General features: G+C 72.5%; 19 protein-coding genes and 1 pseudogene. 9 read left to right on the forward strand and 11 right to left on the reverse strand.

Going from position 1 to position 19,824, the window contains the following annotated elements; genetic code table 11:
- Positions 1–24 precede the first annotated feature (24 nt).
- Both AB0M99_RS01865 and AB0M99_RS01870 read left to right on the forward strand, forming a co-directional pair.
- A complete protein-coding gene (locus AB0M99_RS01865; RefSeq protein ID WP_365916455.1) occupies positions 25–1,878 on the forward strand; it encodes an ABC transporter ATP-binding protein in 1,854 nt (617 codons plus the stop codon).
- Positions 1,875–3,656, forward strand: a complete 1,782-nt coding sequence (locus AB0M99_RS01870; RefSeq protein WP_365916457.1) for an ABC transporter ATP-binding protein — start codon at positions 1,875–1,877, stop codon at positions 3,654–3,656. Before AB0M99_RS01865 ends, AB0M99_RS01870 begins: the two co-directional genes overlap by 4 nt.
- Before the next feature lie 60 nt (positions 3,657–3,716).
- Here the strand turns inward: AB0M99_RS01870 and AB0M99_RS01875 are convergent, their stop codons facing one another.
- On the reverse strand, positions 3,717–4,508 hold the full coding sequence (locus tag AB0M99_RS01875) for a metal-dependent hydrolase (RefSeq protein ID WP_365916459.1): 792 nt from the start codon (positions 4,506–4,508) through the stop codon (positions 3,717–3,719).
- 145 nt (positions 4,509–4,653) lie between these two features.
- On the opposite strand from AB0M99_RS01875, the gene AB0M99_RS01880 reads away from it, so the two are divergent.
- The 3 genes from AB0M99_RS01880 to AB0M99_RS01890 all read left to right on the forward strand — a co-directional run bounded on the left by AB0M99_RS01880 (position 4,654) and on the right by AB0M99_RS01890 (position 8,592).
- Positions 4,654–7,176, forward strand: a complete 2,523-nt coding sequence (locus AB0M99_RS01880; protein WP_365916461.1) for a DUF3516 domain-containing protein — start codon at positions 4,654–4,656, stop codon at positions 7,174–7,176.
- 61 nt (positions 7,177–7,237) lie between these two features.
- Entirely contained in the window at positions 7,238–8,140 is a 903-nt protein-coding gene (locus AB0M99_RS01885) for an acyl-CoA thioesterase II (protein ID WP_365916463.1), read from the forward strand.
- Between the two features lie 50 nt (positions 8,141–8,190).
- The gene (locus AB0M99_RS01890; protein ID WP_365916465.1) at positions 8,191–8,592 is read left to right on the forward strand and encodes a YchJ family metal-binding protein; all 402 of its coding nucleotides are present in this window, start codon (positions 8,191–8,193) and stop codon (positions 8,590–8,592) included.
- Here AB0M99_RS01890 and AB0M99_RS01895 read toward each other — a convergent pair.
- Both AB0M99_RS01895 and AB0M99_RS01900 read right to left on the reverse strand, forming a co-directional pair.
- Positions 8,556–9,389: a DUF6397 family protein gene (locus AB0M99_RS01895; protein WP_365916467.1), complete on the reverse strand. Its 834-nt coding sequence runs from the start codon at positions 9,387–9,389 to the stop codon at positions 8,556–8,558. The genes AB0M99_RS01890 and AB0M99_RS01895 overlap by 37 nt on opposite strands.
- A 102-nt stretch (positions 9,390–9,491) precedes the next feature.
- The gene (locus AB0M99_RS01900) at positions 9,492–9,890 is read right to left on the reverse strand and encodes a roadblock/LC7 domain-containing protein (RefSeq protein ID WP_365916468.1); all 399 of its coding nucleotides are present in this window, start codon (positions 9,888–9,890) and stop codon (positions 9,492–9,494) included.
- Between the two features lie 106 nt (positions 9,891–9,996).
- On the opposite strand from AB0M99_RS01900, the pseudogene AB0M99_RS01905 reads away from it, so the two are divergent.
- Positions 9,997–10,444, forward strand: a pseudogene (locus AB0M99_RS01905) (PPOX class F420-dependent oxidoreductase); the annotation flags it as partial.
- A 78-nt stretch (positions 10,445–10,522) separates the two neighbouring features.
- On the opposite strand, the gene AB0M99_RS01910 reads toward AB0M99_RS01905, so the two are convergent.
- The 5 genes from AB0M99_RS01910 to AB0M99_RS01930 form a co-directional block, all read right to left on the reverse strand.
- Positions 10,523–11,149: an ATP/GTP-binding protein gene (locus AB0M99_RS01910; protein WP_365916470.1), complete on the reverse strand. Its 627-nt coding sequence runs from the start codon at positions 11,147–11,149 to the stop codon at positions 10,523–10,525.
- On the reverse strand, positions 11,149–11,529 hold the full coding sequence (locus AB0M99_RS01915; protein ID WP_365916472.1) for a DUF742 domain-containing protein: 381 nt from the start codon (positions 11,527–11,529) through the stop codon (positions 11,149–11,151). Before AB0M99_RS01915 ends, AB0M99_RS01910 begins: the two co-directional genes overlap by 1 nt.
- Positions 11,530–11,543: 14 nt before the next feature.
- Entirely contained in the window at positions 11,544–11,987 is a 444-nt protein-coding gene (locus tag AB0M99_RS01920; protein ID WP_365916474.1) for a roadblock/LC7 domain-containing protein, read from the reverse strand.
- Complete coding sequence (locus tag AB0M99_RS01925; protein WP_365916476.1) at positions 11,984–14,698, reverse strand: ATP-binding protein; 2,715 nt, start codon at positions 14,696–14,698, stop codon at positions 11,984–11,986. Before AB0M99_RS01925 ends, AB0M99_RS01920 begins: the two co-directional genes overlap by 4 nt.
- A 123-nt stretch (positions 14,699–14,821) precedes the next feature.
- Complete coding sequence (locus AB0M99_RS01930) at positions 14,822–15,610, reverse strand: MHYT domain-containing protein (protein ID WP_365916478.1); 789 nt, start codon at positions 15,608–15,610, stop codon at positions 14,822–14,824.
- Positions 15,611–15,786: 176 nt separating this feature from the next.
- Between AB0M99_RS01930 and AB0M99_RS01935 the strand changes: the two genes are divergently transcribed.
- Positions 15,787–16,386, forward strand: coding sequence for a methyltransferase domain-containing protein (locus AB0M99_RS01935; protein ID WP_365916480.1), 600 nt, complete (start codon positions 15,787–15,789; stop codon positions 16,384–16,386).
- Positions 16,387–16,447: 61 nt separating this feature from the next.
- Here AB0M99_RS01935 and AB0M99_RS01940 read toward each other — a convergent pair whose 3' ends face one another.
- On the reverse strand, positions 16,448–17,362 hold the full coding sequence (locus tag AB0M99_RS01940; protein ID WP_365916482.1) for an oxygenase MpaB family protein: 915 nt from the start codon (positions 17,360–17,362) through the stop codon (positions 16,448–16,450).
- Positions 17,363–17,494: 132 nt separating this feature from the next.
- On the opposite strand from AB0M99_RS01940, the gene AB0M99_RS01945 reads away from it, so the two are divergent.
- Both AB0M99_RS01945 and AB0M99_RS01950 read left to right on the forward strand, forming a co-directional pair.
- On the forward strand, positions 17,495–18,283 hold the full coding sequence (locus tag AB0M99_RS01945; protein ID WP_365916484.1) for a hypothetical protein: 789 nt from the start codon (positions 17,495–17,497) through the stop codon (positions 18,281–18,283).
- A gap of 136 nt (positions 18,284–18,419) precedes the next feature.
- Positions 18,420–18,869: an SAM-dependent methyltransferase gene (locus tag AB0M99_RS01950; protein ID WP_365916534.1), complete on the forward strand. Its 450-nt coding sequence runs from the start codon at positions 18,420–18,422 to the stop codon at positions 18,867–18,869.
- A 41-nt stretch (positions 18,870–18,910) separates the two neighbouring features.
- Here AB0M99_RS01950 and AB0M99_RS01955 read toward each other — a convergent pair whose 3' ends face one another.
- Together AB0M99_RS01955 and AB0M99_RS01960 are read right to left on the reverse strand one after the other, a co-directional pair.
- Complete coding sequence (locus AB0M99_RS01955; RefSeq protein ID WP_365916486.1) at positions 18,911–19,465, reverse strand: MOSC domain-containing protein; 555 nt, start codon at positions 19,463–19,465, stop codon at positions 18,911–18,913.
- A 32-nt stretch (positions 19,466–19,497) separates the two neighbouring features.
- Positions 19,498–19,680 (reverse strand): hypothetical protein, encoded by a 183-nt coding sequence (locus AB0M99_RS01960; RefSeq protein WP_365916488.1) that lies wholly within the window; start codon positions 19,678–19,680, stop codon positions 19,498–19,500.
- Between the last annotated feature and the right edge of the window lie 144 nt (positions 19,681–19,824).

Raw genomic sequence — 19,824 nt, forward strand, 5'->3', positions numbered from 1 at the left:
CCACTCGACCAGTCATGGGGCGTCATGCAGATCAGCGATCTTCCGTATCCGGACCCAGGGGTGCCCGACGTTCGATCCGGTCCTCGCTTCCTCGTGTGGCTGGGCCTGGGCCAACTCGGCGGGCAGGCCAAGAGCCTGTGCTGGGGGCTGCTGCACTTCTCCGGCATCGCCGGACTGCCGTACGCCGTGGGAATGGGCGTCGACGCGGTCGTCGACCGCGATTCCACCCGGCTGCTGCTCGTCGGTGGCCTGCTCGTCCTGCTGGGCGTGGCCATCTCGCTCGGTGACTCCATGCTCCACCGCACCGCCGTCACCAACTGGATCACGGCCGCCGCGCGCGTGCAGCAGCTGCTCGCCCGCAAGACGGCCGAACTGGGCTCCGCACTGACCCGGCGGGTCGCCGCGGGCGAGGTGGTCGCGGTCTCCACCGGCGACGTGGAGAAGATCGGCTGGTTCGTCGAGGCGGTCTCCCGCTTCCTCGCCGCCGCCTTCGCCGTCGTCCTCGTCTGCGTGGGCCTGCTCTTCTACGCCCCCGCGCTCGGCGTGGTCGTGGCGATCGGGGTGCCCGTGGTGGCCCTGGCCGCCCTGCCGCTGCTGCCGCGCGCCACCAAGCGCGCGGACTTCCAGCGGGAGAAGGCGGGCAAAGCCACTGAGCTGGCCTCGGACACCGTCGCGGGCCTGCGGGTGCTGCGCGGGATCGGCGGCGAGGAACTGTTCCTCGGCCGCTACCGCGAGGCCTCGCAGGAGGTCCGCAAGGCCGCGGTGCGCAGTGCCCGGATGTGGGCGCTGATCTCCGCGATCCAGGTGCTCCTGCCGGGTGCGCTGCTGATCACGGTGGTCTGGTACGGCGCCACGCTCGTCGTGGACGGACGCATCGCGGTGGGTGAACTCGTCGCGGCGTTCAGCGCGGTGGCGACGCTGCTCTACCCGCTGCGGCACTTCGAGGAGATCGCGATGGCGTACTCCTTCTCCCGCCCCTCCGCGAAGCGGGCCGCCCGGGTGCTGTCGCTGACGCGCACCGAGTCGGATGCGGCCGAGCCCGACGCGGCCGGGCGCGACGCGGCGGAGCCGGATGCCACGTCGGCGCACGCGCCCGCTCCGGGCGGCGACCTCTACGACCCGGTGACGGGGCTGCTGGCCCCGGCGGGCCGGTTCACCGCCGTGGTGTGCGGGGACCCGGACCAGGCGGGCCGACTCGCGGAACGGCTGGGCGGTCATCCCGTTCACGATGCGGCCGGGGCCGTCGGCGGCGCCCCGGTGCTGCTCGGCGGGGTCGCACTGGACGAGCTCGCGCTGGACACCGCGCGCACCCTGGTCCTCGTACAGGACAAGGAGCCGGTGCTGTTGTCCGGGACGCTGCACGAGCTGTTCGACGTACCCGCGTCCGGCGCGGTCGGGCCCGCCGCGGCCCTGGAGGCCGCCCAGTGCGGGGACGTACTGGACGCGTTGCTGCAGTCCGCCCCGGACGGGGTCGCGGAGCCGATGGACGCGCGGATCACCGAGCGCGGCCGGTCGCTGTCCGGCGGGCAGCGCCAGCGGCTCGCGCTGGCCCGGTCCCTGGTCACCGACCCGGAGGTGCTGGTGCTCGACGAGCCGACCTCGGCGGTCGACTCGCACACCGAGGCGCGGATCGCGGACGGCATCGGCGCCCTGCGCGCCGGGCGCACGACGGTGGTACTGGCGTCCTCGCCGCTGCTGCTGGACCGGGCCGACCGCGTCGTCCTCATCCACGAGGGCGCCGCCGTGGCGACCGGCACGCACCGCGAACTGCTGCACGGCGAACCGCGCTACCGGGCGGTCGTCACGCGGGAGACGGACGAGGAACAGCGGCTGGCCCGGATGGAAGAAGCACTCACAGAGATCGAGGAAACCGCATGATCGGCATCGCGCCGCCGGACTACGATCCGGCGGCCCCCGAGACGGCCGCGACCCTGCCCGTGGGCACGTCGGCGACCGTACGGGGCTACGTGCGCGGCCTGTTCCGCCGCCACCGGCGGGCCTTCCTGCTGCTGGTGACGGTCAACGCGGTCGCGGTGATCGCCTCCATGGTCGGCCCGTACCTGCTCGGGCAGGTCGTGGACGAACTCGCGGCGGGGGCGCGCGAGCTCCATCTGGGACGGGTGGCGCTGCTGTTCGCGGTGGCGCTCGTCGTCCAGACGGTGTTCGTCCGCCAGGTCCGGCTGCGCGGGGCGATGCTCGGCGAGGAGATGCTGGCCGACCTGCGCGAGGACTTCCTCGTGCGCTCGGTCGGCCTGCCTCCGGGTGTGCTGGAGCGCGCCGGCACCGGAGACCTGCTGTCGCGGATCACCACCGACATCGACCGGCTGGCCAACGCGATGCGCGAGGCCGTGCCCCAGCTGGCCATCGGCGTGGTGTGGGCGGGGCTGCTCTTCGGGGCGCTCGCGGTGACCGCGCCGCCGCTGGCGCTGGCCGCGCTGGTGGCCCTGCCGGTGCTGGTGATCGGCTGCCGCTGGTACTTCAAGCGGGCGCCCTCGGCGTACCGCTCCGAGGCGGCCGGGTACGCGGCGGTCGCGGCGGTGCTCACCGAGACGGTGGACGCGGGCCGCACGATCGAGGCGCACCGGCTCGGCTCGCGCCGCATCGAGCTGTCGGAGCGGCGGATCAAGGAGTGGACGGCGTGGGAGCGGTACACGCTCTTCCTGCGGACCGTCCTCTTCCCCGTCATCAACGTGACCTTCGTGACGATCCTCGGCTCCGTGCTGATGATCGGCGGCTTCTGCGTGCTGCACGGCTGGATGTCGGTCGGGCAGCTGACCACGGGCGCGCTGCTCGCGCAGATGATGGTCGACCCGATCGGGCTGATCCTGCGCTGGTACGACGAGCTGCAGATCGCCCAGGTCTCACTGGCGCGGCTGGTGGGCGTACGGGAGATCGAGCCGGACACGGGAGACGCGAAGGTCGCGCCCGAGGGCCGGGACGTACGGGCGGACGAGGTCCGCTTCGGCTACAGGGAGGGCGTGGACGTCCTGCACCAGGTGTCGATGTCCGTGCCGCCGGGCACACGGATGGCTCTGGTCGGGCCCTCGGGCGCGGGCAAGTCGACTCTGGGACGGCTGCTCGCGGGCATCTACGCGCCGCGGACCGGTGAGATCACCCTCGGCGGGGCGCGGCTGGCGGAGATGCCGGCGGAGCGGGTGCGCGAGCACGTGGCGCTGGTCAACCAGGAGCACCACGTGTTCGTGGGCTCCCTGCGGGACAACCTACGGCTCGCCCGGACGGGTGCCGACGACTGCGAACTGTGGGCGGCGCTGGGCGCGGTGGACGCGGACGGCTGGGCACGGGCGCTGGAGTCCGGTCTGGACACCGAGGTCGGCTCCGGCAGTACGGCGCTGACCCCGGCGCAGGCCCAGCAGATCGCGTTGGCCCGGCTGGTGCTGGCGGACCCGCACACGCTGGTGCTGGACGAGGCGACCTCGCTGCTGGACCCGCGTGCCGCCCGGCACTTGGAGCGCTCGCTGGCCCGGGTGCTGGACGGCCGTACGGTCATCGCGATCGCCCACCGGCTGCACACCGCGCACGACGCGGACGTGATCGCGGTGGTCGAGCGCGGCCGGATCAGCGAACTGGGCTCGCACGACGACCTCGTCGCGGCCGACGGCGCGTACGCGGCGCTGTGGCGGTCCTGGCACGGGTAGCGCTGTGACCGGAGGTGCGACCGTCCGCCGGCCCGGGCAGCCGGGCCGGCGGACGGCGGCCTAGATGAAACCGAGGGCGGCGGCGCCGCCCACCCCGCCGAGCAGCATGAAGACCGGCATCAGGACTTTGAGCTCGACCCAGCTGCCGGCTCGGAAGCGCATCATCTTCGGCGGGCCGATCGGGTACCAGCGCTTGCCGGCGATGGGCAGGGGCCACAGGATCGGGCAGCCGGAGACCGTCAGCGCGTCGCCGATGTCGTGGACCAGGGCGCCCAGCAGGATCGGCAGGCCGAGCCAGAGGTACTCCTGGCCGGGGCCGGTGAACAGCCAGCCCGCCCCGTTCCCGGGCTGGTCGAGCACTCCGGCCAGTATCCAGGCGCTGGTGGCGCCGAGCAGCCAGACCAGGACGTCGCTGGACATCCTGGCGGCCCGCCACAGGAGGCCTTCGACGGCGAGGACCAGGTGGACGAAGAGCAGCGCGAGCACGCCCCAGCGGTCGGCCGTGACGGCGATGGCGGAGGAGCCGGCGCCGATCAGGACGGCCCAGAGCCAGGTGTGGGTCAGGGTGCGGTGACCGCCGGTGCGGCGGGCGTCACGCGGGGCCCGGGTGGCCTTGTAGACGGAGTAGGAGATCTTGTCGACCACCTCGCACAGGCCCCTGGAGAGCGGGCCGAAGGCGCGCGAGATCGTCGCCGACTTGTGGTCGAGGTCCGGGGCGAGAGCCGCGCCGGCGCAGATCAGTGCGCCGACGACGAGAACGGGCCACGGCATCGGGTGACCGGCTGCCGCTGCCGCCGCGCCGACCCCCAGCCAGGCCGCTGCCCCGGACAGTGAGTGCGCGGGACCCATCATGGTCGTTCCCCACCCCGGTCGTGTGCTGGTCGGGCCCTGTCGACGGTGTCGGTCGGGCCGCATCGACGGCACAGCGTACCGTCGATGATCTTCCTTCCGGCCGCCGGTTCCCTCATCCGGGGGGAAGCCAGGCAAGATGGGGGGTGTGACCCTCATTGATCAGCTCCCGCCGAACGCCGACCCCGACGCCCTCTTCGAGGCTTTCTCCTCGTGGGCGGAGGAACAGGGCATCACCCTGTACCCGGCTCAGGAGGAGGCGCTGATCGAGGTCGTCTCCGGGGCGAACGTGATCCTTTCCACTCCGACCGGCTCCGGCAAGAGCCTGGTCGCGGCGGGGGCGCACTTCACCGCCCTGGCCCAGGACAAGGTCACCTTCTACACCGCCCCGATCAAGGCGCTCGTGTCGGAGAAGTTCTTCGACCTGTGCAAGCTCTTCGGTACCGAGAACGTCGGCATGCTGACCGGCGACGCCTCCGTGAACGCCGATGCCCCGGTGATCTGCTGCACCGCCGAGGTGCTGGCCTCCATCGCCCTGCGCGACGGCAAGTACGCCGACATCGGCCAGGTCGTGATGGACGAGTTCCACTTCTACGCGGAACCGGACCGCGGGTGGGCCTGGCAGATCCCGCTGCTGGAACTGCCGCAGGCGCAGTTCGTGCTGATGTCGGCGACCCTCGGCGACATGAAGCGGTTCGAGGAGGACCTGACCCGGCGCACCGGTCGGCCGACCTCCGTGGTCCGCTCCGCGACCCGGCCCGTCCCGCTGTCGTACGAGTACGTCACGACGCCGATCACCGACACCATCACCGAGCTGCTCGAGACCCGGCAGGCGCCGGTCTACATCGTGCACTTCACGCAGGCCCAGGCGGTCGAGCGGGCACAGTCGCTCATGAGCATCAACATGTGCACCCGCGAGGAGAAGGACAAGATCGCCGATCTGATCGGCAATTTCCGCTTCACCACCAAGTTCGGCCAGAACCTCTCCCGCTACGTCCGCCACGGCATCGGCGTGCACCACGCGGGCATGCTGCCCAAGTACCGGCGCCTGGTGGAGAAGCTGGCCCAGGCGGGCCTGCTGAAGGTCATCTGCGGTACGGACACCCTCGGCGTCGGCGTCAACGTCCCGATCCGCACCGTGCTGTTCACCGCGCTCACCAAGTACGACGGCAACCGGGTCCGCACCCTGCGCGCCCGCGAGTTCCACCAGATCGCCGGCCGCGCCGGCCGGGCCGGCTTCGACACGGCGGGCTATGTGGTGGCCCAGGCGCCCGAGCACGTCATCGAGAACGAGAAGGCCCTCGCGAAGGCGGGCGACGACCCGAAGAAGCGCCGCAAGGTGGTCCGCAAGAAGGCTCCCGAGGGCTTCGTGGCCTGGTCGGACACCACCTTCGAGAAGCTCATCGCCGCCGACCCGGAGGCGCTGACCTCGCGCTTCAAGGTCACCAACATCATGCTCCTGTCGGTCATCGCCCGGCCGGGCGACGCCTTCAAGGCCATGCGCCACCTCCTCGAGGACAACCACGAGCCGCGCAAGGCCCAGCTGCGGCACATCCGCCGGGCCATCGCCATCTACCGCTCCCTTCTGGACGGCGGTGTGGTGGAGAAGCTCGACACCCCCGACGCCGAGGGCCGCACCATCCGGCTGACCGTCGACCTCCAGCAGGACTTCGCGCTCAACCAGCCGCTGTCCACCTTCGCGCTGGCCTCCTTCGACCTGCTGGACCCTGAATCCCCCTCCTACGCGCTGGACATGGTCTCGGTCGTCGAGTCCACGCTGGACGACCCGCGCCAGATCCTGGCCGCCCAGCAGAACAAGGAACGCGGCATGGCCGTGGGCGCGATGAAGGCCGACGGGATCGAGTACGAGGAGCGGATGGAGCGGCTCCAGGAGGTCACCTATCCCAAGCCCCTCGAAGAGCTGCTCTTCCACGCCTATGACGTGTACGCCAAGAGCCACCCGTGGGTGCGCGACCACCCGGTCTCCCCGAAGTCGATCATCCGCGACATGTACGAACGCGCGATGACCTTCACCGAGTTCACCTCCTATTACGAGCTCGCCCGCACCGAGGGCATCGTGCTGCGCTATCTGGCGAGCGCGTTCAAGGCGCTGGACCACACCATCCCCGACGACCTGAAGTCCGAGGACCTCCAGGACCTCATCGCCTGGCTGGGCGAGCTGGTCCGCCAGGTCGACTCCAGCCTGCTCGACGAGTGGGAGCAGCTGGCGAACCCGGAGGTGGAGACGGCGGAGCAGGCTCAGGAGAAGGCCGACCAGGTCAAGCCGGTCACCGCGAACTCCCGCGCCTTCCGCGTCCTCGTCCGCAACGCGATGTTCCGGCGGGTGGAACTGGCCGCGCTGGACCACGTCAACGTGCTGGGCGAACTCGACGCCGAGTCCGGCTGGGACGCCGACGCCTGGGGCGAGGCCATGGACGGGTACTGGGACGAGTACGACGACCTGGGCACCGGCCCCGACGCCCGCGGCCCCAAGCTCCTCCAGATCGAGGAGGACCCGGCGCACGGCCTGTGGCGCGTCCGCCAGACCTTCGCCGACCCCAACGGCGACCATGGCTGGGGCATCAGCGCCGAGGTGGACCTCGCGGCCTCCGACGAGGAGGGCCGCGCGGTCATCAGGGTCACTTCGGTCGGCGAGCTCGGCCAGCTCTGACAGTCCCCCGCAAACGACCGGCGCCACCGCGGCCGCCGGACCCGACAGTGGAGAACCTCTGATGACGAACCCCGCCGAGAGACTTGTCGATCTGCTCGACCTGGAGCAGATCGAGGTCAACATCTTCCGGGGCGCGAGCCCCCAGGAGTCACTCCAGCGCGTCTTCGGCGGGCAGGTCGCCGGACAGGCCCTGGTCGCCGCCGGCCGCACCATCGAGAGCAACCGGCCGGTCCACTCCCTGCACGCGTACTTCCTGCGCCCCGGTATCCCCGGGGTGCCGATCGTGTACCAGGTGGAGCGGGTGCGCGACGGGCGCTCCTTCACCACGCGCCGGGTCACCGCGGTCCAGCAGGGCAAGACCATCTTCAATCTGACCGCCTCCTTCCATCACCCCGAACAGGGCAGCATCGAGCACCAGCTGCCTCCCCGCCTCGACTTCCCCCACCCGGACACGCTCCCGAAGGTCGCGGACGAGATCCGCGAGCACCTGGGCGCGCTGCCGGAGGCGCTGGAGCGGATGGCCCGCCGCCAGCCCTTCGACATCCGGTACGTGGACCGGCTCCGCTGGACTCCTGAGGAGCTCAAGGACGCCGATCCCCGCAGCGCGGTGTGGATGCGCGCGGTCGGCCCGCTGGGCGACGACCCGCTCGTGCACACCTGCGCCCTCACCTACGCCAGTGACATGACCCTCCTCGATGCGGTGCGCATCCCCGAGGAACCCCTGTGGGGCATGCGCGGCTTCGACATGGCCTCGCTGGACCACGCCATGTGGTTCCACCGCCCGTTCCGGGCGGACGAGTGGTTCCTGTACGACCAGGAGTCCCCCATCGCGCACGGCGGCCGGGGTCTGGCCCGTGGCCGTATCTACGACCTGGAGGGCAGGCTGCTGGTCTCCGTGGTCCAGGAGGGCCTGTTCCGCCCGTATCCGGCCGACGCGGCCAAGCCGGCCCCGTCGCCGCAGTAGTTTCCGCCCTCCCTCCTCACCGTCCCCACCCCGAAGAGCTGAGCCCACTCATGCCCATCCCGGCCATCCCCTGCCCCTGCGGGCTGCCCGCCGCCTACCCGGAGTGCTGCGGCCGCTTCCACTCCGGTGAACGGCAGGCGCCCACCGCCGAGTTGTTGATGCGCTCCCGGTTCAGCGCCTTCGCGGTGGGCGACACCGCCTACCTGCTGCGCTCCTGGCACCCCTCCACCCGCCCCGACGGGCTCGACCTGGACCCCGGGCAGCGCTGGGAGCGGCTGGAGATCCTGGCCACCGAGCGCGGCGGAATGTTCGAGACGCAGGGGTCGGTGGAGTTCCGGGCGCACTACCGGGAGGGTCGGCACACCGGTTCACTGCACGAGCACAGCAGCTTCTCGCGCGAGGGCGGGGCCTGGGTCTACGTCGGCCCCCTGTCCCCCGTCGACTTCGACTGACCGCGGGCCCCGGTCAGGGCGAAGTCCAGGCTGGTGCGGTACCAGTGGATCTCGTCGGCCGCCTCCGCTCGCAGCAGCCGTGCCGCCACGGCCGCGGCCGCCGGGACCTGCGGGTGCCCGTAGGGCGGGGGCGGGGCGAGCGCGGTGAGTACGATCCGCTCCGCCGGGTCGGGCACCGCCTCGCGCACCTCCTCCTCCGGAAGTACGGAGGCCAGTACGCCCGCCCGCTCCCATGGGTCGGTGGCCCGTCTCAGCAGGAGCCCCACATGCCTCTCGCGCCACTTCCGCGGGCGCAGATCTGCTTTGGCAGCCATCAGCTCCCGGTCCGCCGGCGGGGCGCTCCCGCGCAGCATCCCCGGCTCCCGGGCCGCGAAGTCCCGTAGCTCCGCGGTCAGATAGAGCCAGACCACGGCCCGGTAGCGGTTGATCCGGTACCCGACCGGGGTGAGGTGTCCGCAGCGCGCGAGCCGGGTGAACCGGCTGGGCCCGACCCCCATCACGCCGGCCGAGGCCTGCGCCCCGGCCGCCGTCTCGACGCGCCCGCGCAGGGTGTCGGGGCAGCCCCCCGCCGAGCGGACCCGGTCGAGCTCGCCCCGAGTGAAGCGCGCGGCCCCGCCCGGGGCCGGCGGCCCGGCCCGTACGATTCCCAGCTGGACGGCGCGCGCGAACTCGCTCCGGCTCAACCCCAGCGCCCCTGCGGCCTGTACGCCGCCCATCACCACATCCGCGTCCACGTCCGCGGCCGTCTCCGCGGCCACGGCTACCCGGTCGCCCGCCACTGTGTCCATCGTTGTCATCACGGTCCTCCCCACGAGCAGCGATTACTCTGTGTGAAGACCGTAACTCAGCGCGACAACATCCCGCGAGGTCTGTGGATAACTCGGAAAAGGCCAGGTCAGTCAGCCGCCGGTGATCCGCCGCTCCGCGACGCCCAGGTGCTCCCCGACCCGGTTGACCAGCAACGTCATCTCGTACGCGACCTGCCCGATGTCGGCCTCGGCGGCGCTCAGCACGCACAGGCAACTGCCCGCGCCCGCCGCCATGACGAAGAGGACTCCCTCGTCGTACTCGACCATGGTCTGACGCACCTCACCGGCCCGGAAGTGCCGCCCCGACCCCTTCGCCAGGCTCTGCAGGCCGGCGGCGACGGCCGCCAGGTGCTCCGCATCCTCCCGGGCCAGCCCGGCGCTCGCGCCCGTCACCAGGCCGTCGTTGGAGAGCACCACCGCGTGCCGCACCTGCTGGACGCGCCGTGTCAGGTCGTCCAACAGCCAGTCCAGCTGCTTGTCCAGTGCCATTTCAAGCCCCTCCCCGTTGACGCGGCCGACACGGCCGCGCCCCACCCCTCGTAGTTGTGGCGCAAGCCTTCCCCACCAGCGGCTTTCCGGCAAGGAGGATGGAGCCATGGCGAAGAAGATGACTCAAGAGGAATGGCGGGCATTCGTCTCCCGTTCCACCCGTACCGGCAAGCTGGCCGCCGTCCGCGAGGACGGAAGCCCGCACATCGCTCCGATCCGGTTCGTTCTCGACGGCGATTCCTTCGTCTTCAGCACCGGCAAGGACACCGTCAAGGGGCGCGATCCGGCCCGGGACGGCCGCGTCGCGCTCTGCGTGGACGACGACCGGCCGCCCTTCTCCTACGTCGTCCTGCAAGGCCGCGCCGAGATCAACGGGCGCGCCGACGACGCGGCCGGGGTGCTGCGTGGCGGCCGGGCACTGGGCGACGCGCATCGGCGCCCGCTCCATGGGCGAGGAGCGGGCCGAGGCCTTCGGCCGCCGCAACGCCGTCCCCAGTGAACTCCTCGTCCGCGTCCCCATCGACAAGGTGGTCGCCCAAGCCGGCATCGCCGACGATCCCGACCGCCCGCCGCCCGCCGCCCGCCGCCCGCCGCCCACTGCCCGCTGCCAGCTGCCGCAGGCCCGTTCGCGTTCACACGGAATCGGCCTGCGGCTCGACCGAGTCCAGCAAGCGCGCGGTGTGCACCCGACCTGCGTACTCGACCAGCCTGATCAGCACTTCCTTCCCCGAGTCCTTGTCCCTCGCGTCACACAGCACCACCGGCGTCCCCTGGTCCAGGTCCAGCGCCCGCGACACCTCGTGCGCCCCGTACCGCCTGGCGTCCGTGAAGCAGTTGACGGCGACCACGAAGGGAATGCGCCGGTGCTCGAAGTAGTCCACCGCCGGGAAGCAGTCCTCCAGCCGCCGCGTGTCGGCGAGCACCACCGCCCCCAGGGCACCCTGCGACAACTCGTCCCACAGGAACCAGAACCGGTCCTGCCCGGGTGTCCCGAACAGGTACAGCGACAGCCCGGAGCGGATCGTAATCCTGCCGAAGTCCATGGCCACGGTCGTCGTCGTCTTCTGGTCGACCCCGCCCGTGTCGTCGACCAGCTCCCCGGCCTCGCTGAGCACCTCCTCGGTCCGCAGCGGCCGGATCTCACTGACCGCCCCGACCAGGGTGGTCTTGCCGACCCCGAAGCCACCCGCCACGAGTATCTTCAGCGCGAGCGAGGCCAGCTCGCCGTCACCGTCGGATCCGTTGTCGTGCAGTCCCATCACAGCGCTCGCAATCCCTCGATGACTTCACGCAGAATCCGCTCGTCCGGCAGCTGCGCCGGCGGTACCGGCCGGCTGACCTTGACGTGCCCGGCCTCCAGCAGGTCGCCGAGCAGTACCCGCACCACGCCCACCGGCAGGTCCGCGTCCGCCGCGAGCTCCGCCACCGACTGGGTCTCGTCGCGGCAGAGCCCGAGCAGCGCCCGGTGCTCCGGCCCGAGCAGCGCCTCGGCCGCCGCGTCCGTCCCGTCCGGGTCCATCACGACCAGCGCGATCAGGTCGAAGCGGACGCCGTGGGGCCCGGGCCTCGTACGCCCGCCGGTCATGGCGTACGGACGGACGAGCGGGCCCGCGTCGGCGTCGTACCACTGGCCGTTCATGTGCAGGACCGCCCTCAGCCGGCGGACGGCGGGCGCGCCGCGAACCGGGGCGGGGTGTGCAGGTGCTCCCCGACCCGCTTCACCAGCCGGGCCATCTCGTACGCGATCAGCCCGATGTCGGCCGTGGCGTCGCTGAGCACGGCCAGGCAGGAGCCGTCGCCCGCCGCCGCGACGAAGAGGAACCCCTCGTCCATCTCCACCATGGTCTGGCGCACGCCCCCGGCGTGGAAGTGCCGGCCCGCGCCCTTGGCCAGACTGTGGAAGCCGGAGGCGACCGCCGCCAGATGCTCGGCGTCCTCCCTGCTCAGCGCGCTGGAGGCGCCGACCGCCAGGCCGTCGTTGGACAGGACGACGGCGTGCCGGACCTCGCGGACCCGGACCACCAAGTCGTCGAGCAGCCAGTCCAGTTCCCCGGACCTGCGGACGCCTTCGAGGTCGATTCTCTGGTGTTCGATCATCGCCGTTCTCCTCCTTCTTCTTCGCCTTCGCTGCGTGCGTTCGGGGAGTTCTCCTGAGCGCCGCGCGCCCAGCCGGCCCGGTACGCCGCCATCCGCTCCCGCGCCTGTTCGGGACTGCGCCCCGGCGGGTCCTCCGCGAGCCGCGAGCCGGCCGGGGCCTTCGGGGCGGGGGCCTCGCGCAGTTGCGGGACGAGGCTGGCCTGGCGCACCCGGCGCGGGAGTTCGGTCACCGAAGCCGAAGCCGAGGCCGAACCCGAACCCGAGGTGGATGCCGACGCCGAAGCCGAGCCCGAGCCGGAGACCGCCGCCCCGGCCGCTACGGGCGCGCCGGCGACCGCGGGCGTACGGGTCACCGTGCCCCCGGGGCCGCGCGGCCGGAGCGACGCCACCGGGGCGGGGCGCGGCTCCTCCCGTACGGGGGACCGCCCGGCGGCCGGGATCCCGCGCGCGTCCTCCCGTACCGCCGAGGCGCGCACGTCCTCCCGTACCAGGCTCATGGCCGGCTGCTGCTCCGGCTCCGCGGCTTCCACGACCCCCATGGCCTCCATGGCATCCGGTTCCACGGCGCCGGCGCCGGTCGTGAGCGCGCCCTGGAGCAGGGAGTGCGGCAGGAGCACCACGGCGGTGGTACCGCCGTACGGCGACGTGCGCAGGTGCACCTTCACTCCGTGGCGGGCCGAGAGACGGCTGACCACGAACAGCCCGAGGCGGTCGCTGTCGAAGAGGTCGAGCGCCTCGGACTGCTCGATGCGCCGGTTCGCCTCGCCCAGGGACTCGCGGCCCATCCCGAGGCCGCGGTCCTCGACCTCCAGGACGTAGCCGGCCCCGACGGGCTCGCCGCTGACCCGGACCTTGGTGTGGGGCGGGGAGAACTGGGTGGCGTTCTCGATGAGTTCGGCGAGCAGGTGGGTGAGGTCGGCGACCGCGCCGCCGACCACGGCGGCCTCGGCGAGCTGGCGGACCTCGACGCGTGGGTAGTCCTCGATCTCCGAGACGGCGGCCCGTACGACATTGGTCAACGGGATCGGCATGCGCCAGGCGCGCCCCGGGGCGGCGCCCGACAGGATGATCAGACTTTCCGCATGCCGCCGCATCCGGGTGGTGAGGTGGTCGAGTCGGAACAGGTCCCCGAGTTCGCTCGGGTCGTCCGCCCGCCGCTCCATGGAGTCGAGCAGGGTGAGCTGCTTGTGCACCAGCACCTGGCTGCGCCGGGCGAGGTTCACGAAGACGCCGCTGACCCCGCCGGCGAGTTCCGCACGCTCGACGGCGGCGCTGAGGGCGGCCCGGTGGACGGTGGCCAGGGCCTCGCCGACCTGGGTGATCTCGTCCTCCGCGACCGGACCGGGCGGGGTCTCGGCGTCGACGTCGATGTCCTGGCCGGCCCGCAGCCTGTCCATGGCCTGCGGGAGTTTGCGGTGCGCGATCTCCAGGGCGGTGTTGCGCAGCGAGACCAGCTCCACGACCAGGGCCCGCCCGATCCGCACCGAGATGACGAGCGAGGCCGCGACGGCCGCGAGCCCGAGCAGCACGGCGGCTCCCGCCGGGCTGAGCGCGCCCTCGGCGAACGGCTCGGAACGGTCGGCGGCCGCGGTGTGCGCCGCCGCCTCGATCTCCCTCATCGAGCCGGCGACCCCGCTGTACGCGGCCTCCCAGCCGGCGGGCGCGCCATGTGCGTCCCGGCCGGTCCCGGCGGCCAGGGCGCGGTCCTCGGCCGCGGCGAGATCGGCGTAGGCGGCGGACTTGACGACGGCTTCCCAGGCGGCCTGCTGCGCACCGGGCAGGTCCCGGGCCGCGGCGTCGGTCAGCGCGCGGCGCGTCTCGATCACCCCCGTCAGGCGGCGAAGCGTTTCGGCACTGCGCTGCCCCGGTACGGCGAGCAGCGCGTCCTCACGGGACAGTTGCTCCCCGGCCCGCCCGAACTCCAGCAGGACCCGGGCGTCGGGGCCGAGTTCGGCGTCCCGGCCACCGCCGGAGAGGGCGCTGGAGACGGCGAGGGCGGAGTCGATCACGCTGGTGTACGTGTCATGGGCGACGTCGGCGGTGACGCGGCGGTTCGCGATCTCCTTGCGGAAGGGGCCGAGCTCCTCCGCGGCGGCGACGAAGCCGCGCAGCCGGGCGACGAGGTCGGCGGTGTGGTCACCGGTGTCGGCCACGGTGTTCCGGTCGCCGAGGCGCAGCGGCTGGACGGCGGTGTCTGTGCGGCGCGCCTGCTGGTCCAGGGCGGCGGCGGACTGGGCGACCGCCTGGTCGGTGGCGGCGGACGCGCCGGAGGCAGGGGCGCCGGAGGCGCCGGGTGCACCGGCGGCATCGGCCAGCAGTCGGACGGCGGCGCGCCGTTCGGCCTGGAGCTCGGCGACCGCGGCGGCGACGGGGGTGCGTATCTGCGCGTCGACCTGCCGGACGCGGTCGAGGCGGGCGATGTCCTGGGCGGTGCTGACGGTGGCGAAGGCCCAGAGGGCGAGCAGGGAGACCACCGGCACCATCAGCAACGAGACGATCTTCGCGCGGACGGTGCCGGGGCGCAGCCGCAGCCGCGGGCCGGCGGTTGTCGCAGGGGCCGGGCCGCCGCCCGGGCGGATCGGCCCGTGGTCCGCCGGCTCCTCGGCGGGCGGTCCGGCGTGGGCCCGGCGGCCAGTCCCCTTACCGGGACCGCCCGCGTGCGCGGGCAGCCGCGGCGCCGCTGCTTCCGGTTCTGTGCGGGGTGTGCGCATGGGCTCCTCGTTCCGGGGCGGTACGGGCGTTGTGCGGGTGCGGGTGCGGGTGCGGGTGCGGTACGAGCGTTGTGCGAGTACGGATGCGGACGGGGGTACGGATCCGCATGTGATGGGTCGGCCTCAGCGGGCCGGCGACGGGTGCTCCCCCAGGTGCTGGGCGGCGGAGGCCGAGGCGGACGCGGCCCGTTCGTCGGCGGTCGGGGAGAGCGCGACGAAGGCGGAGGTGAGGAAGAGGTAGGAGCCGAGTCCGACGGCCAGGGGGAAGATGAACTGCATGGCTGTGGCGCCGGGCAGGGCTTCGTCCGACGGCGTGACGTGCACGGAGACGGCGAGCATTCCGGTGTAGTGCATGCTGCTGACGGCCGCGCCCATGACGAGCGAGGCCACGGCGACGGCCACCGGCGACTTGATGTTGAGGGCGGCCCACAGTGCCGCGGTGGCGGCGACGACGGCGATGGCCACCGAGAGCCCGACCGTCAGCGGGGCGTAGGAGATGCCGCCGTGCAGCCGCAGGGCGGCCATGCCGAGGTAGTGCATGCTGGCGACGCCGAGTCCCGTGGTGAGTCCGCCGAGGACGAGGGCGCGGCCGCGGTCCTTGCCGTAGCCGACGGCGAAGACGCCGGCACCGACGACGGTCATGGCGACGAGGAGGCTGAGGATGGTCAGCGGCACGTTGTAATGGATCTCGGTGCCGGTGACGTGGAAGCCGAGCATGGCGACGAAGTGCATCGTCCAGATGCCGGTGCCGATGGCGGAGGCCGCGGTGATGAGCCAGTTGCGGCGGGAGGGTCCGGTCGCGGCGAGCGCGCGGACGGTGCAGCGCAGCCCGAGGGCAGCGCCTATCGATGCCATCACGTATGACAGCACGGGGGTAAGCCAGCCATAGGCGGCGTGGTCCAGGTGTCCCATGGCCACCGGACGCTAGTCCGGGTGAGGGCGCGAACAAGGGGCGCATTCCGAAAGCCGCTGGAACTGCTGGAATATGACAGAGATACGTTCATCTTCGATCACACCGCGTGCCACCTTGCACACGCAGCGCAGGGCGCCCATGACGCGCAGGGCGCACGGTGGGGGATTATGAGCGCATGAGCGAAGACCACACGCACGTACAGGACTTCTTCGGGGCGCGCGCGGCCGACTGGGACCGCAAGTTCCCCGGGGACGGACCCGCCTTCGCGACCGCCGTGGCCGAGTTCGGGCTCCGGCCCGGTGACCGGGTCCTCGACGCGGGCTGCGGCACCGGCCGGGCGTTGACGCCGCTGCGGGCGGCGGTCGGCCCGTCGGGAACCGTGCTCGGCGCCGACCTCACCCCGCAGATGCTGACCGCCGCGCAGCAGGCCGGCCGGGCGGCGGAGGGGACGCTGCTGCTCGCGGACGCGGCCCGGCTGCCGCTGCGCGACGCGGTGCTGGACGCGGTCTTCGCGGCGGGGCTCATCGCCCACCTGCCCGATCCGGCGGAGAACCTGCGCGAGCTCGCCCGCGTCGTCCGCCCCGGCGGCCGGCTCGCGCTGTTCCACCCGATCGGGCGAGCGGCCCTCGCCGCACACCACGGCCGCGAGCTGACCGCGGACGACATGCGGGCCGAGCACAACCTCGGCCCGCTGCTCGCCGGTTCGGGCTGGCAGCTGACCTCGTACGCCGACGAGGACGCCCGGTTCCTGGCCCTCGCGGTCCGACGAACCTGAGAGACCGCAAACCCTTTTGTACGTCGCCCCCTTGCGCGGGGGTCCGCGGAGGCGATCGGGATCAGGTCGGAGGTTGAGCCTCCGCTCCGGCCGGCCGGCGCGGATGGGGCACGGGGCACCCGCCCGAGCCGGGCACCGGGAAAGTGCCGAGCTCGCCCACGTCGTAGCCATCGGGGTAGCCCTTGATCTCCGGGTTCTGGCGGGCGTAGTGCGGGGCCCTGCGCGGCGGCAGCAGGCGGACGGCGCGCCCGCGCAGCCGCAGGGCGCCCCGGACCAGCCGCTGGACCCCGGGGCGCGGGGACTCGTAACGGAAGGCGTGCAGCAGCGGCTCGTCGAGCAGGGCGAGGCTGCCGCGGCGCACGGCCGGGGCCAGCGGCGCCGGGTACCAGGAGGCCATCAGGTCGAGGGTGGCGTCGGCGACCGCGCGGCCGCCCTCGTCCCAGCCGAAGTGGGCCTCTTCGTAGGCGTCGAGGGTGGCCTCGAACTCTTCGTAGGAGCCCGGGATGTCCGTGATGCCCAGGTGTCGGCCGAGGGCGGCGTAGTAGTTCGCGCAAGCCCGGCGCTCGTGGCCGGTCAGCGGACGCCAGCCGTAGGCGTCCAGCCAGCGCGCGGGAATCACCACGAAAGTGGACAGGACGTAGCGCATGTCCTCGTTGCCGATGTCGTAGCTGCGGTGCATCTGGTTGACACGGCGGATGGCGGTGCGCGCGGTGTCGGACTCGAAGCCGTGCTCCACGATCGCGTCGAGGAGCAGGGCCGTGTCGTCGTAGCGCTTCTGCGAGCGGTCGGTGAACTCGGCGGTCTCGGCGAGCAGGCTGCCGATGCTGGGGACGGCGTAGGTCCGGAAGAGGGCTAGTTCCAGGGCGCGGGTGAAGTCCCATGGGAACTCGTAGGTGGCGGTGAGCCGGTAGATGGAGAGGAAGTCCTTGTCGGGGTCGAGACGGAGGATCTCCCTCAGCCGGTCGTAACGCTGCACCGGTGTCCCTTTCTGTGGCGGGCTCCCAACTCTACGTGCAGGTAGCGGGCTTGGAAATCGCTGCCCGCCAGCTCTCGACGCGCGGGTTACCGGCTGGTTAGGGTGCGCCGACGAGAGAGACCGGGAGGCCACGTGTCCGACGAGGAGGACGGCGGGTCGCTGTACGTGCTGACGGCCGTGCTGCTGACCCCCGCGCAGTTCCCCAGCATCCTGGGTGACGACTTCCCGGAGGCCTGCTCGCTTCTGGGCGTGCCTCCGGCGCCGGACGGCTACGGGCTGGTGCTCGGGCAGGACGAGGAAGGGGCGCGCTGGACCGTGGTCGTGGACGACGTCTCGCTCGTGGCCATGGCGATCGCCTCGTGGGACTGCGGCATGGACTACGACCTGTCCCCTGACGAGCAGAGCATCGTGGTCTCGCTGGCGGGCTGGCCCCTGGAGCTGGCGGTGGCGACGGCGGGCATCCCCGAGCCGCACGATCCCGAGCAGGGCGCGGACGGCACCGGCCGGGTGCCGCTGGCGCCGCCCTCGGCCGAGTCCTGGGGTCCGGTGCAGCGGCGGATGGGCGCGGACCAGATCGCCCGGGAGTGGGCGGACTGGAGCGAACGCGAACCCGAGGACGGGGGTGCGGCGGCCGCGGCGCATCCGGGGCTGGCCCGGGCGCTCAAGGAGGCCCTGGAGTACACACAGAGCCCCCCGCCGCCGGGCCGGGTGCGGTCCTCGTTCGCGGGCGAGGAGGCGCGCACGCTGCGCGTGGACGGGCCCGGCTGGTCGCTGGTGGCCCGCACCGCGGGTGCGGCCTTCGTGCTGCTGGACGAGGAGCCGGGCGAGGTGCTCCAGGTCCCCCGGGACGGGGACCCGGAACTGCCGGAGCTGGCCGGGCTGCTGGCGGCGCTGGACCGGGTCGCGGTGCGACCGGTCTGAACGTACCGGGGTGCGCGGGGTGCGCGCGGTGCGCGGGGTGCGCGCGGTGCGCGGGGTGCGCGGGGTGCGCGACTGATACGGCGCATACGACGCGCTCGAAGGACACGGGAACACGAACGAGGGGGAAGCCGTGCTGATGGAACCGGTGGGCGTGGTGGTGGGTGGCCGCGCGGAGGCCGTGGACGACGACTGGGGTCGGGAGACCGCGGCGATCCGCCTGGACGGCGAGCGGTTCGGCCCGGAGGCCCTGTACGGGCTGGCCGACTTCTCGCACGTCGAGGTGGTCTACCACTTCGACCGGGTGCCGGTGGAGAAGATCGAGACGGGCGCCAGGCACCCCCGCGGCAACCAGGACTGGCCGCTGGTGGGCATCTTCGCCCAGCGCGGCAAGAACCGGCCGAACCGGCTGGGCGTCTCGCGCTGCCGGATCCTGAAGGTGGACGGTCTGGAGGTCCACGTGGAGGGTCTGGACGCGGTGGACGGCACGCCGGTGCTCGACCTCAAGCCGTACATGACCGAGTTCGGCCCCCGCGGCGAACTGCACCAGCCGCAGTGGTCCACGGAGCTGATGCGGGACTACTACTGACAGCGGGGCCACTGCCGAAGTCCGGAAGGGGGCAGGTGCGGTCAGACGCGCTCGAGCGGGACGTGCGGCTCCGACGGGAGGGTCACCGTGATGGTGTCGCCCGGACGAATGGTGCCGCCCTGGCGGACCACGCCCATGATCCCTCCCTTGAGGACCAGCTGACCCTCGGCATCGCGGTTGACCAACTGCTTGAGCAGACCGTTCTGGAAGTTGTCGATCTGCAGGCACGGATTGCGCAGGCCGGTCACCTCGACCACCGCCTCGCCGCCGAGTTGCAGCAGCGTGCCGGTCGGCAGGCCGAGCAGGTCTATGCCCTGCGTGGTCACGTTCTCCCCGAGCTGGCCCGGCTCGACCTTGAAGCCGGCTTCGGCCACCTCGTCGAACAGTTCCCGGTGGATCAGGTGGACCTGGCGGAGATTCGGCTGCGTCGGGTCCTGGGCCACGCGGGAGCGGTGCTTGACGGTCACTCCCGAGTGCACGTCCCCTTCCACCCCGAGCCCGGCGAGCAGCGTGATGTGCTCCCGCGCGGGCTTCGTGAACGAGTACACGCCGTTGCTGCTGACCGCAGTGACCTGCGCCGCCTGCGCAGTATCCATCCCGGTGTTCATGAATGCCCCCCCTGCCGCCGTCAGCGGCCGATGCGCTTCCTGGATATGCCCCGCACCCTACGGCGCTGCGAGGAGTCCAGCAGCAGGTAGGCCGCCGTCGGCACACCGATCAGCACCAACAGGCCGGCCCAGAACCCGACCGCCCAGAACAGCACGATGGCTGCCACGACTCCGGCAACCGCGACCTTTCCGCTCGTGGACATCTGCGGACACCTCCTCCTACGTCGGCCACTACCCCCATCAACGCACGGTTTCGGCCGCGCGTTCCCGGTCGCGTGAACGCTCCGCGAAGTGACCCGCGTCACGGCCCGCCTCCGACACCCGGGGGCCCGAGCGAGGTACTGTCG

Source organism: Streptomyces sp. NPDC051183 (genome assembly GCF_040682455.1).
In the GTDB taxonomy this organism is placed as follows: Bacteria; Actinomycetota; Actinomycetes; order Streptomycetales; family Streptomycetaceae; genus Streptomyces.

What these genes read in the sequence shown, in the direction of transcription:
- AB0M99_RS01865 (WP_365916455.1), top strand. Translation starts at nt 25, where the DNA reads ATGCAGATCAGCGATCTTCCGTATCCGGACCCAGGGGTGCCCGACGTT.
- AB0M99_RS01870 (WP_365916457.1), top strand. Translation starts at nt 1,875, where the DNA reads ATGATCGGCATCGCGCCGCCGGACTACGATCCGGCGGCCCCCGAGACG.
- AB0M99_RS01875 (WP_365916459.1), bottom strand. Translation starts at nt 4,508, where the DNA reads ATGATGGGTCCCGCGCACTCACTGTCCGGGGCAGCGGCCTGGCTGGGG.
- AB0M99_RS01885 (WP_365916463.1), top strand. Translation starts at nt 7,238, where the DNA reads ATGACGAACCCCGCCGAGAGACTTGTCGATCTGCTCGACCTGGAGCAG.
- AB0M99_RS01890 (WP_365916465.1), top strand. Translation starts at nt 8,191, where the DNA reads ATGCCCATCCCGGCCATCCCCTGCCCCTGCGGGCTGCCCGCCGCCTAC.
- AB0M99_RS01895 (WP_365916467.1), bottom strand. Translation starts at nt 9,389, where the DNA reads ATGACAACGATGGACACAGTGGCGGGCGACCGGGTAGCCGTGGCCGCG.
- AB0M99_RS01900 (WP_365916468.1), bottom strand. Translation starts at nt 9,890, where the DNA reads ATGGCACTGGACAAGCAGCTGGACTGGCTGTTGGACGACCTGACACGG.
- AB0M99_RS01910 (WP_365916470.1), bottom strand. Translation starts at nt 11,149, where the DNA reads ATGGGACTGCACGACAACGGATCCGACGGTGACGGCGAGCTGGCCTCG.
- AB0M99_RS01915 (WP_365916472.1), bottom strand. Translation starts at nt 11,529, where the DNA reads ATGAACGGCCAGTGGTACGACGCCGACGCGGGCCCGCTCGTCCGTCCG.
- AB0M99_RS01920 (WP_365916474.1), bottom strand. Translation starts at nt 11,987, where the DNA reads ATGATCGAACACCAGAGAATCGACCTCGAAGGCGTCCGCAGGTCCGGG.
- AB0M99_RS01925 (WP_365916476.1), bottom strand. Translation starts at nt 14,698, where the DNA reads ATGCGCACACCCCGCACAGAACCGGAAGCAGCGGCGCCGCGGCTGCCC.
- AB0M99_RS01930 (WP_365916478.1), bottom strand. Translation starts at nt 15,610, where the DNA reads ATGGGACACCTGGACCACGCCGCCTATGGCTGGCTTACCCCCGTGCTG.
- AB0M99_RS01935 (WP_365916480.1), top strand. Translation starts at nt 15,787, where the DNA reads ATGAGCGAAGACCACACGCACGTACAGGACTTCTTCGGGGCGCGCGCG.
- AB0M99_RS01950 (WP_365916534.1), top strand. Translation starts at nt 18,420, where the DNA reads ATGGAACCGGTGGGCGTGGTGGTGGGTGGCCGCGCGGAGGCCGTGGAC.
- AB0M99_RS01955 (WP_365916486.1), bottom strand. Translation starts at nt 19,465, where the DNA reads ATGGATACTGCGCAGGCGGCGCAGGTCACTGCGGTCAGCAGCAACGGC.
- AB0M99_RS01960 (WP_365916488.1), bottom strand. Translation starts at nt 19,680, where the DNA reads ATGTCCACGAGCGGAAAGGTCGCGGTTGCCGGAGTCGTGGCAGCCATC.